This window comes from Chryseobacterium sp. KMC2 (assembly GCF_016756935.1).
GTDB classification, from domain to species: Bacteria; Bacteroidota; Bacteroidia; order Flavobacteriales; family Weeksellaceae; genus Chryseobacterium; species Chryseobacterium rhizosphaerae.
On sequence record NZ_JAESIT010000007.1, the window covers coordinates 253,142 to 265,931 of the forward strand.

Consider the following 12,790-nt stretch of genomic DNA (forward strand, 5'->3'; position numbering starts at 1 on the left):
AATCATAATATTGTTTATTTAAATTATTTAATCTAAAATCAAATAATTTAAATAAATACTTAAAACATAATAATTTATTATAACTACATTTAACAAATGTCAATTCTCATTTAAAAATTTATTCTCCGTGAACGCTCATATTAAAACCAATGTCCCTCTTACTTCTGCTTTAGTGCTACAACAATCAAATTCAGTATACACTTCTGATCTGGAGAAAAGATATCTTGAATATATTGACTTCGGCTCTATAGCGGCTGCCAATGAACAGATGGCTTCCGTTTCTGCCACTATTAGCGATGTAATCTGCTTAAGAAAAAGATATATCAGAAAAGCACTTTCAGAACTACTCCTTTCCCATCCTCAACAACAGGTATGCATTCTTGGAGCCGGTCTGGATCCATTATCAATTTTTCTGTTGGAACACTGTGCAGATAGGATCAGCCATATTTTCGAAGTAGACGGAAGCGATACTATTCACACTAAAGCAACAATTTACTCAGATTTGATTCCTGATACCGATCTTCCTCATTGTATTCAATGTAATTTAACGGATACCAAACTACTTATGGAGACATTGCAGCTACAGGGATATCAACCTGAAAAGCCTTCCGTTATTCTTTTTGAAGGAGTTGTTCACTATATCCATAATCATCAATTTATTACACTGATGCAAAGGTTTAGATCTGGAGATAAGCACAATAGGGTAATCATGGATTATTGCCTTGAACTTACAGATGTACCAGAGTATGCGCAACCTCTTCACAATACTATTATAGACCTGTTTGAAAAGTTTATAGATGACCGTGTAAACCTGTATTCCAGAAAAGGAATAATGGCAGTCATCAATGATTTAAATGTCAGTAGCATCCAAATGGACAGCATAAAAAATGTCGAATTTCAGCTGAATGGAAATAATAAACTGTTTCAGCAGCAGGGTGAAGGACTGCTGGAAATGCTCACTTTTTCTATCTGACCCGGTTATTCCAAACATACACATCAGACGATATTCATACTGAGTCTTGAATTACAATAAAAAAAGACCTCTTTCGTAAGGAGGTCTTATTGTTTTTATATTCATGAGTTTCTTTTCCTATTCTTTAAAAATACCCGGATTGAGCAGTCTATGAGCATTTTATAAAATCCATTAATTATTTCCCGGTTTCTTTTTCTATTTTCAGAAGCATTGCTTTTGCGTTTGGATTTGTTGGTTCCAGTTCTAATACTTTTTGATAATCCTTTTTTGATAATTGATAATCTTTTTTATTAAAATAAGCTTCACCTCGGCTGTCATAGACATTTGCTGATGTTGGAAATTCATTGATATTCAAAGTGAAAATTTTGATGGCAGCATCTATTTCATTATTATTCAAATATTCATATCCCAGCATATTGAGTTCGCTTTCATTCGAGAAATTGTAATCGTTAGGTTGAGTTTTCTTTAGTTTTTTGTAAAGTTCAAGACCTTTGTCTACACTTTTGGACAACTCTTTTCTTATCGTTGCAGAAATTGACTCTTTACTCGATTGTAAAGGGTAATTTTTAAATTGATTCAAGCCTGCAATGCTTGCCACAATTTCTTCTACTATCTTATTGCTGTTACCATTGGTCATCACAACCATTCCATTTCCATCTTCAACGCTTCCCAAATAGAAACAAATAAACCCATCAGTTCCTCCGCCGTGATTAAAATATTTCACGCCATTAAAATCATTTGAAAATGTTCCAAAATCTTTCTCCAGTCTTTTTTGTGACATTTCTTTAGACAAAATTTTATTTGATTTTCCCACTAATGACAGTTGGGTTTCAATAATATATTTTGCTAAATCTGTTGGGTTTGTCCATAAACCGGCCGCTGCTTTTTCGGGGTAAATATGATACTTCCCCCTCACTTCTTTATCATAATTATAGCCCGTTGCCAACAAATTTTCTTTGTTTTTTGTAGGGGGCTGGCTGAAAGAACTGTTATCCATCCCCAATGGAGTCAAAACATTTTTCAGCATATAATCTTCATACTTTTCGCCGGTTGTATTTTCGAGAATTAATTGACTAATCGTCGTTCCCCCACCAGAATACTGCAACGTCACCCCCGGTTCAAATACAGACCTGACAGCACCGGAATTGGAAGGTTTCAATCCGTCAAGCGTTTGAATTGTCGTAGGTAAAGCGGCTCCTTTTTCATAACCTCCGAAACCATGAACCGACAACCCTGCATTATGATTCAATAAATTAGCGATAGTAATTTTCCTGCCTTTTGAAACATCATCATAAGGAAATTTCCATGTTTTAAGGTAATTATTAATATCATCATCCAAACCTAATTTTCCTTCCTGAACTAATTTTAAAATACCTAAGCTATTAATAGTCTTACTAATAGATCCTGCCTGAAACAGCGTTTGGGGAGTTGCTATTCTTTTCTCAGAAGCATCTGCAAAACCATATGCTCTTGCCCATTCTATTTTGTAATCTTTAATCACCGCAATACTTACTGCGTTGACATTATAAAAAGACATTCTATCTTTTAAAGAAGTCTTCTTTTTTGATTTATCCCAATGGTAGAAGTCGTTTTCAAATAGTTTTATTTTGTCATTTACATTTTGTGCAAAAATGTTGAGTGATAAAAACAGTGTAATGATTGCATGTACTTTTCTCATATGTCAATAATTGAATGGTATAGTTGTCCTATTTTTTCTCTGTTATTATCATAACAACTCATAAAACGTTTCTGTTACATTTTAATGATGATACTTCTGCTCTCAATTGCTCTGTTTTTTTTCAAAAAGTATTACGATCACCTTTTTGTTTTGGTCACAATCTTTTCATAACACAAAAAAGGTGAAAACCACTTGATTTTCACCTTTTTCCGGAGAGAGAAACTACAGTCAAAAGCCTAGTCCTTCTTTTGGTATTTTCATATATAATTAAAAATAGTTCAATAAGATATATCCTGTTTCTACTATTATTAATTCTTGTTTTTCGCCATTAATTTCGTCCATTTACTTTGGAATAAATTACCGTATCGATAAATTCTCCGTTATAGAATTCACTTTCTTTAAAATGTCCTTCTTTCATAAAATCACATTTCTCCAATACTTTGGCTGAACCTAAATTGGCAGGATCAATCAACGCTTCTATCGAGTGTAATCCCATTGTAGCAAAACCATAATTAACCACTTCAGCAATAGCCTCAGTAACATAACCTTTTCCCTGAAAATCCGGAAGCAGCATATAACCGATTTCTGCCCGGTAATGCTCAGGTTTAATATGATAATAACCGATAGTCCCAATCATTTTAGCGTCACCTTTCAGGGTAATTGCCCAATTAATGATTTCATTACTGCTGATTTTTTCATCAATTGCTTTGAGGTGTTCCGATGCTTCTTCGATTGATGTGGCTACTGGTTTGGGGATATATTCCATTACTTTGGGATCAGAGCGTAGCGCAAATAATTCATTGATGTCATTTACATCAGCACGTCTGAGTTTCAGTCTTTCCGTTTCCAGTTCAGGAAACTCTGAGAAATTTATCGTAAGCATTATTAGTTTTATATTTCTGTAAAGGTATAGTTTTTTGCTATTTATTCCCTTTTTAATTTTCAAAAGCATTTCTTTCCCATTACTATTATTGGGGTTTAATTCAATAGATTTATAGATACAATATGGAAAGGTTTTTCATTTTTTTTACAAGAATTTTAGGAAAACCTTTTACAATACTCTATTGAAGCTTTTGGATGATCTGGTTGTTCATCCTCTTTTATCTTGTGCAAATTAAAGCCAATGAGACGAGGCCAGAACTAGATATCAAATAACATAAATAAACTTTATATATGTGAAAAATATTAATTAAATTCAACTAACTATTAAAAACTATTAACCATATTATGAAAAAATCATCTAAAACCACAGTATCCCTAGATACGTTTACGTACATTCAGGGAACCGGTAAACATCTGGAATTTGCAAGCAAAGCCATCAACATCCTCACAGAGGTTGTCAACCATGCAGATTTTGAGAAGAAAGTCTTACAGGCTAAATTTTCCTATTGTGTACTAACCAATGATCAAGGAAAAAAAGTTCCTGCAACTAACGAACAAGTTATTGCGATAATCAAATCCGGAAAGGAATGGAACAAAACCGCCGACAATAACATTAATTTACAAATCCACCTTGAAAAACTACGCAGGAAAAAAGTAGGCTATGTGACGGGCACCCAGCCTTTGATTACAACAAATACACGTTTTTTTGATTATTGGCTTGTTGAAGATATGTTTCTTTCTTTGGCAGCCCATTGGATGCATGAATGGCTTCATGTTGCGGGTTTTAGACACGAAGATAGCTCTGTTGATGAAGAAGATATGAACTATACCGTTGGAAAAATTGTAATGGAGGTAGGTAAATCCCTTCTTTCTTCAAAACAAGGTAAAAAAGAAACTTCAGATACTATGGGATATGTTGAGGCTATGGAAGAATATTACCGCATTACAAGCAACCCTGCTTTTAGCCCACTCGATCTTAATAAATCAAACCAAAATGCCCTTCTTCTTGGATTTGTGGATACAACAAATCAATCTGATGATGAAAATCAGCCGCTGCCAATCATTCCGGCAAGCAGCAAAAAAATCGGTACTATCCCTGTTACAAATACAGCCCTTAAAACTCTTAATCTTGAAACACTAGCCTTTTACAATGATCATATGCCTGATTTTTTTGGTGGAACAAAAGAAGGGATATTTAAGGTTTCTATAAATACCCGTAATCCACAGGTCCCGACAGATGGACAACAGGATGTTACTATGGCGGTTAATTTTAAAGTAAAAGATGGAAATTATGCGCAGGGCTTTTTGCATCGGGGTTTATTTAGAAATGTACTTATTACCGATTTCATCAACCTTAGATTTGATCTTTACGAAGTCGATAAGGATGCTGTTGTATATTATGAAAAGGTGAAAAATGTGGTTGATTCGGTACCGGAAATGCGCACATTGGATATCGCAAGCGGGATCCCATATCTTAATCTTGCAACCAAACTATTCGAAGGAATAATCAAAACTTTTGGAAAAAACGCCAATGATCAGGTTTGGGACGAGATGCCTCAGCTGGAAGTATCAGCATCTACAGGTGGGGCTTTTTTAAGAAGTGGCATCTATGTCATTTTTGAGCAGAAAAACAGCAAAAATGAAGCAGTTTCTTATGAAGATCTAATTTTTAAAAACAATTTGCTGCAAATCAATGGAAATAAAATTAGTAGGATGTCAAACCATTTACTGTTAAGGGTTACCATAAATCCAGCATTGCAATCCTTCTGATTCACTAAGTTTAATTCTTCAATATGAATAGATTAATCTAAACAAAGAAAATTATGAAAGCACAAAGAATACTCTGTATACATGGAATTGGTGGAAAAGATGCACAAATGAACAACAACCAAGGATGGGTGAGAGATTGGCGCCAGGCATTAAAAGGGCATCTGCAGCTCAACGATCAGGCTGTGCAGTTTATGCCATTCGATTCATTTTTTAAGCCATACAATGCAAATGCAGGTGACTATATTGAGTTTTTAGCTGAATCTTTTCTAGGGCTCTTGCGATGGAGAAGAAGTCAGAAAAACTTTTTTAAAGATTGGATGGATAACTATCCGGATATGGTAGTCGAATTTCTAAAAGAGCCGAAATTACGCCAGGATCTTCGAAAAGAACTGAGAAAATATTTAGTAGACATCAACCCTGATGTTATCTATGCGCACAGTCTTGGATCATTGCTCTGTTATGATTATTTTTCTCAACCTGAAAATCAAAATGGATATGGCCATATTAGTCTTGTAACTGCAGGTTCCCAATTGGGAAATCCTTTTTTGAAAGGCCATGTGCCATATCCCATTGTTCGATTGCCATTGAAACGATGGTTTAATCTCAATAATAACAATGATAATGTCTTTGCCAGATATAACCTACCTGCCAACTATGATAATTTTAAGCAAATTGAAACATTATTTGATGACAATGACTTTATTAATCATAACGGATTAAGCTATATTAATAATAGCGAGGCTATTGCAAAGGTTTGGCAATCTCTATAATGGGAAGCTTATTTGATAATAAAAAAGCTTGAACTCATCGTCGAAGGTTCGAAAATAATGGCTACAATATGGCCATAAACTTTTGAAGTATTTTCAAAATCATAGCAGTTGCTATGAACGAAAAGCCCTGAAAATCAAGTGATTTTCAGGGCTTTTTATTTATAATGCTTTTTAATGAGCACCTTGCGGAGAGTGAGGGATTCGAACTATATCGTGTAAATCATTGAAAATAAACAAATTGCTAATTTTATTTTCTGCACTAGTTACGAATTTGCCACAATCCAATAATATTTTAATCTGCAAAATCTAACAAAAGATTTAAAGAACGTTTTTAGTTTTACTATTTCAAATATAACAAAAAAGTCGTTATCGAATAAAAACATATTATAATAAACTTCTTTTATATCCAAATCCTCCTCCGGTCTCTTCTGCTTTATTTTCCTCAATCCATTCTATTGCAGATTTTTTAATTACTTCATCACACCATAGAATAAAATCAGTTGACTTTTTATCAGTCTCATCTATTCAATTATTTAAGTGAGTTTAAAACTTTGGCATTATTCTAGGTCTTCAATATCAGCCTGATCTATATTGTAATCATTCAATAACGAGTAAGCTTTTTCAGATATTGCCAAAGTGTTTTTTTCAGTAATAAAAAAATCATCTTTGTATGATTCTCCGTTTATTTTAGCCCAAAAGAAGATTGGAAGTTCTTTGTTTGGATACAATTCAAGAAAAGTATCTGATTTTGATACTAAAACAATATCGAAAGTAATACCTGTTAACGCTTTAGATTCGATGTCTTTTTTTAATTGTTCTGTTACTATATAGCAGGGAAACGACTCCAGAATATCATTTCCCATCCAACCATCAAATTCATAATGGAGATATTTAACAATAGGAGGAAAAAAAGTATTATCCATTTCTGTTTTTTCACCTAATCCTCCGGCAACCTCCGGTTCAATAAGTTTATACATATAAATTTTTATAAAGAATAATCAACGAAAAAAGAAAAAGAGGCTGAATTAAAAACAGCCTCTAAATTACATTTATTCTTCTTCTATTAACTCCAAAAACAAACTCTGTAAGTCATCATTAATTTTCTCATTGCTATCTCCTGTAGTTAAAACAAAATCCTGTGTTATTCCATCAACATATGTAGATCCATCTATTATTCCTAATACATGGGATAGAGTATTTATTTCCACAATTCTTAAAAATTTGATAAAAATTTCTTTTTCATCTTTTGAAAAATTTATATACATAGGGAGGATTCCTTTCCATACAGGATCTTTTGCTTCATTTGTTGTATCTAATAAATTTTTATACAATTCTAAATTTCCTTCAATGGTTTCTCTTTTGAGAACTTTTACTAATTCTTCTGGTTTCATATATAATTATTCTAATTTTTCTGGTTTAATGAATGCATTTGGATATTTAGTTTTATTAAGTTGAATCAAATCTTGCAATGCACTATTTGGTATATTTTGATCACCATAAACACGTCTCAATTCAAAAATATCTCTTGCCAAAACCTGTCTAGCATTTTCAAATCCTTTAGTACTTCTCGATACAATTCCATTTGGTCCTAAAAATCTATGTCCTATTGCTGGAACTAAGATTGTTGGTGCTGTATCATGCTCATAACCCACTACAAGTCTTTTCATAAGTGCACTTTGCCCAACGTGATGTGCATCTAATCCAATTTCAACACTTCTTAGTTGTTTATAAGATCCAACTGTCCATATTTTACTCTCTGCATTTATTATTCCCGGAGTAGCTTTACCTTTTGTAGTGATTACAGCCAAAGCAGCCAAACCAAGTGCAGCTTCTCGATTTTCAGGCTTTATATTAGAAATTATTATTCCTAATAAATCTGAAAAACCTAATACATCTCCGCCCATCATATAAGCAGAACCATTATACAGAACAGGTGTATTTATTCTCCTCGATATTTCTTCATTGGAAAGAGGAGAAGGTACAATCCCCATACTCTGTAATCCACCTTTTACCCCTGCACCTGTATAGCAATAGGAACAGGTAGGTAAATTAGTACCAGGCATTGCCCTGATTGGAGCATTTAATACAATTTCCCCAACATCAATTGGACTTCTTTCAGTTCCTATGGATGCAGGGCCACCAGGCCCAGAATCTCCAACTACAGACTCCCCAGCTAAACCTGTTGGATCTGCAAAGAATATAGGATTATTATAAGCATAACCATATGGATCAAGTGTTGAATCACTTAGAGGATCATGCTGTCCAAATATTCCAAGCTCAGGAATGTAGAACCTGGCTCCCATGTCATAAAAGCCCGTTTCCTGTAGCTCATTGCCTACGAACTTATAATTTTTAAAGCTGCTCTGCCCAAAGAACGAATTTCCGGTTTTCAGATGATTCATCCCAAAAGGATAATAATCATTGGCATCTACAATTTCTAGAACGCCTGCGCTGTTTCTCCCGAAACTTACTCTTACATTTCCTAAAAGGTCTTTATACTGGTAAATATACTGATCTTTTTCATAATCATAATATCCTTCAGCCGTTGGGAAAAACTGAAGATTCGGAGTCTTTGACGGTGGTGGTGGAACCCGGTTGGCATCAAGGGAAAATGCCTGCACTTCCATAGCCCTGGACATTTCTTTGGTAAGGGCCAGTAATTCAATACTTTCATTTCCTCCACTCGTGGTAGTGCTCAGATACTGGAATCCATCCAGATAATCTGTTATGGTGTTTATGGTATTGCAGTCTGTAATACCACATTCTAAGCTAGGATTTATTTTCTGAAGCTTATTCCCACTTGCAGTATAGGTATAAACAAGAAAATTTCCGAGCAGGTTAGACATTACAATATTGTCCGGTAGATTCAGGTAGTTGTACTTAACAGAGGTTACTTTTTTATCCAAAAGAGTAACCATATTCCCATTCAAGTCATAAGTAATGGTATTTCCTCCTCCTTCATAGCCTGTTGAGTTACCGGTAATATCATTAACCGTAGATACTTTATTTCCTGAATAAGCATAATTAAGATTATCAATTACCGTAGCTGTGCTATTATTATTTTCAGTGACTGAGGTCCTGTATACATTCGAAATTTGACCATTCAGGTCATAGGCTAAAGATTCTGTATTTTCTTTACTGTAAGGATTGTTTGGATTTTGGTAATATCCAGCTGAAAGTCTGTTGAGCTTATCATAAGAGTAACCATATCTTTTAGGAGTAGCAGGTGGGTTTATTCCAACAGTCTCTACAGCCCTCCAATCAACTTCTGTAATATTTCCATTAAATCTCGGAAGCACATCTTTCCCGGGAAATAATGCGGAATCAGGATTGGTGATCCCGTCCTTCTGGTTGTATTTTACTTTGTATGAAAACAATTTTCCACCCAGATCCGGTAACGACATTTGTTTTTCATTGATACCTGCCATCCATCCCCTTATGTTGTAAGTATAATCAATACTCTGAAGACCATTCCCTACCTTTTTATTGATTAATTGAGATAGTTCGTTATAAGAATTTTCAGAAAGCAGCTGCTCAGGCTTACTATCGACCTGGTGCCAGTGTTTCAGAAGGCGGTTTTGACCATCATATTCAAAACGTTCTTTTATCATAACTCCAGCTTCTGTATTCCTTCTTTTATGGGAAGTAATCATTTGCCTGGGAACTCCGCTAAAGTCCAGCTCTGTTTCTGTTTTGGTGTAGCCTCCAAGATGATTGATAGAATAGGTGCCAATCTCCTGGGCTTTCACATCATACCATACATAATCTTTGGTCCAGTTGGTATCATTTATATTTCTTACATAGCTTGCTGTAGGAAGCCCCTTAATGGTACGGCTCGTTGTAATTCCATTGACGGTTATAGAAGAAGCTGCTGAGGAAAGTGTATTTTGCCCAAGAATCACATCCGGTTTTACAGGGGCATCCGGGGGATATTCATCATAGTAGTTCACACTTAATATCGTGATATTTTCCTTCGGAAAAGCTTCCTTAGCATAATAGATATTCATCCCATTTTGGACGATTGGTGTGCTGCTGAGTTTTTCATTGTTTCCTGCATTTGAAGGCATACTATTTAAAGTATTCTGTATCACCTGCCTGGTCTCTGTATTGGAAAAAAAGCCTGTATAAACAACCCTTCCCAATTGATCGTATTTGGTAAAGATCCAGCCTTGTGCTCCGAAATTATTGTTGGTTGTCCTTAGATTTCCGTCCTGCATCAGCGCAATCCTGTCCTGCTGGTCGTATACCGTATATTCCCAATCTTTTCCCGGAAATTTCTTTTCTACCAGCCTGTCCTGATTATCATAACGGTATTGGTAGCATAGATTATCCAATACAGCAGTTGAAATACTATTATTCGCAGCTTCAATAGCTTTTACCGCAGAGGGTAGAATCACAAAAGCCTGCTGACCATATTCATTATAGACATAATAAGTATCTATGTTTTGAGTACCGTCATTCTTTCTTAATAAAATAGTCTGTCTTTTGCTATTGGTATATTTAATGGTAGCATTTCCGTCTTCGTCAGTAATGGTATTTTTGTACAATGTGCCCGCTTTATAAAAACCTCCTGAAACTAATGGTGTGTTTTCAGTAGAAACACTTAATTTGGGGTTTGATGTTGGCACATTGGAAACAGTAGTCCATGAAGTATTAACAACAAATTTTTTAACCTCCGAATCATTATTGGATTCATAGATATATTTCACTGTTTTTCCGCTTCCCATTTTCCACGGATCTCCCGGAGCAGCCTGCTCCTGCAATCTTGCCAATGGCGAGTTTTCAATTTTATTTTCACCGTAATAATTGGAGGCTGTACCGTAAACCGGCACTACTCCCGACATATCCGGAGTAGTGAAAAAACCTCCGTTATTAGTGTTTTGTTGTGGCACTGGAAGCATATCTTTCACCTGCCTTCCAAAGGCATCGTATTCTACAGGTATTACAATATCCTTTCCTGAAGGAGTTGCTTTAATGGAGATATTTTGCTTGGGTCTTCCCAAGCCATCCATATAACCGACTCCCTGTATCTGCTTTGCAGTAGTACTGGAAGAAGTAACAGGTTCTAAATACGTCCTGCTATAAACGTAGTTTTCTGTCTGTGTTAAGTTCTGGGCTTCCAGAGACAAAACCATAGATAAAAAAACTACAATGGAGAGCAAATATTTTTTCATGATTATGTTATTGCTTGTAGTTATATTTTAGTTCTTTTATGATATTGTTGTTAGCATCCACTATAGATTGTAATCTTCCTGCTGCATCATACTTGTAGAATTCCCTTAATCCTGTTGGAGGGGTTACACTTGTGATTCCGACAAGTGGATCATAGGTATAAGTAGTAATGCTATAGTTTTTAAAAGCATTTTGATTTCTATAGGCATCCATGGCGGTCATTAATGCTTTTTCCTTGTCAGCATTTATGTCTTCATTAGACTTTAAGATCATTTCGCCAGCAAAACTTACCGCTTCCTGATAGGTTGCTCCTTCAATTTTCGCAATGGGCAGCGCATTATTATACCCCCAGATAACAGCTGTTGGGACACTTCCTTTTGTGGTATACTGCAACATATTTCCCTGTGCATCATATTGATTGAACTCAACAGTATTTTTTGGTGAAGCTGAATTGTCTTTATCAAACTTTTGTGTTGTTACCGGAAGGATCAGGTTACCTGTTAAAGTATTTTTTGCATATACCATTTTTGTTTTTGAGATTATTTTTCCGTTTTCTTTGGCTTCTGTCTGTAATGGAATACCCAACATATTGGCCGCAATCATATCAGTATTACCCTGTTCTGGTGCATACTGATAAGAAGTTTCCATTGTAAAATCCGAAGAATTAACATTAATTACTGTTGGATTGGTATGCTTATAATTGGTATCATAAGTATAATTGGTAATCTCATCAATACCATTACTATTATTTGCTAAATAATTAGTGGTTTTCATCATTTTCTTCTTTACCCAGGCAGATGATATTTCATATCGGTTAACCGTAAACGTTGTAAAATTGGCAGCGATTGCTTTAATTCCAATCACATAAGGCCTTATCGGAAGAGTTGGAAATCCTGCACTATAATCATTGGAAAGGCTATTGAAATGATTATCAAAATCATAGGTGATAACATCTTTTTTCAGCAACTTCTTCTGAGAATCATAATAATTTCGTCCGATTAAAATTCCACGGGCAAACTGATTGTTGGCATAAGTGAATATGGGGCTTCTGGCATTTTTAGCATTGGTGTGACTAAGATTCATGTATTCATCTGTAGTTTCGTAACTTTCTGCTGCATTACTGATATTTTTTACCCTGGTTGTCACTTTGTCATACACTGTAGGCTTTCCATTGATCGTGGCAATATTGAAGTTTCCGGTATTACTGATCACCATCTGTTCACAGCTATATCCTGCCACCTTATCCTCTGCCACTTCCTGGATATAAGAATAGTCTATATCATCCCCCATATATTTTCCGGTGGATTTGCCATTTGTATCTTTATAAATAAACTCAGTTTCGTAAGCCAACGTATTGCCATCGCTGTTCTTTATTTTTTCTACCCGGATTCCCCCTACAGATTTATTGTACTCTTTAGTTTCAGATATACTGTCAACCCATTCCACATTCAAGGTAGCATACTGACTGCTGTTTACGTTTCCTACTTTTCTGATCCTTATTTTATAGGAAGGTTTCTTGTCCACAATCATTTCGTATTGTTTGTT

8 protein-coding genes and 1 pseudogene are annotated in these 12,790 nt (G+C 35.1%); 3 read left to right on the plus strand and 6 right to left on the minus strand.

Annotation, left to right across the window (positions count from 1 at the left end):
- The first annotated feature begins 127 nt into the window (after nucleotides 1-127).
- Complete coding sequence (locus JML65_RS10765; RefSeq protein WP_202270868.1) at nucleotides 128-973, plus strand: class I SAM-dependent methyltransferase; 846 nt, start codon at nucleotides 128-130, stop codon at nucleotides 971-973.
- A gap of 175 nt (nucleotides 974-1,148) precedes the next feature.
- Here JML65_RS10765 and JML65_RS10770 read toward each other — a convergent pair whose 3' ends face one another.
- Together JML65_RS10770 and JML65_RS10775 are read right to left on the minus strand one after the other, a co-directional pair.
- Nucleotides 1,149-2,651 carry a serine hydrolase domain-containing protein gene (locus tag JML65_RS10770; protein WP_052188665.1) on the minus strand — a complete coding sequence of 501 codons (1,503 nt, stop codon included), beginning with the start codon at nucleotides 2,649-2,651 and terminating at the stop codon, nucleotides 1,149-1,151.
- Between the two features lie 328 nt (nucleotides 2,652-2,979).
- Nucleotides 2,980-3,534, minus strand: coding sequence for a GNAT family N-acetyltransferase (locus tag JML65_RS10775; protein ID WP_047490782.1), 555 nt, complete (start codon nucleotides 3,532-3,534; stop codon nucleotides 2,980-2,982).
- Between the two features lie 344 nt (nucleotides 3,535-3,878).
- On the opposite strand from JML65_RS10775, the gene JML65_RS10780 reads away from it, so the two are divergent.
- Both JML65_RS10780 and JML65_RS10785 read left to right on the plus strand, forming a co-directional pair.
- Nucleotides 3,879-5,303, plus strand: a complete 1,425-nt coding sequence (locus JML65_RS10780; RefSeq protein ID WP_202270869.1) for a hypothetical protein — start codon at nucleotides 3,879-3,881, stop codon at nucleotides 5,301-5,303.
- A gap of 53 nt (nucleotides 5,304-5,356) precedes the next feature.
- Nucleotides 5,357-6,073, plus strand: a complete 717-nt coding sequence (locus tag JML65_RS10785; RefSeq protein ID WP_047490792.1) for a hypothetical protein — start codon at nucleotides 5,357-5,359, stop codon at nucleotides 6,071-6,073.
- Between the two features lie 557 nt (nucleotides 6,074-6,630).
- Here the strand turns inward: JML65_RS10785 and JML65_RS10790 are convergent.
- The 4 genes and pseudogenes from JML65_RS10790 to JML65_RS10805 all read right to left on the minus strand — a co-directional run.
- On the minus strand, nucleotides 6,631-7,050 hold the full coding sequence (locus tag JML65_RS10790; RefSeq protein WP_202270870.1) for a hypothetical protein: 420 nt from the start codon (nucleotides 7,048-7,050) through the stop codon (nucleotides 6,631-6,633).
- Between the two features lie 72 nt (nucleotides 7,051-7,122).
- On the minus strand, nucleotides 7,123-7,464 hold the full coding sequence (locus tag JML65_RS10795; protein WP_202270871.1) for a hypothetical protein: 342 nt from the start codon (nucleotides 7,462-7,464) through the stop codon (nucleotides 7,123-7,125).
- Between the two features lie 6 nt (nucleotides 7,465-7,470).
- Nucleotides 7,471-11,247 carry a DUF6443 domain-containing protein gene (locus JML65_RS10800; protein ID WP_202270872.1) on the minus strand — a complete coding sequence of 1,259 codons (3,777 nt, stop codon included), beginning with the start codon at nucleotides 11,245-11,247 and terminating at the stop codon, nucleotides 7,471-7,473.
- A 7-nt stretch (nucleotides 11,248-11,254) separates the two neighbouring features.
- Nucleotides 11,255-12,790, minus strand: a pseudogene (locus JML65_RS10805) (hypothetical protein); the annotation flags it as partial.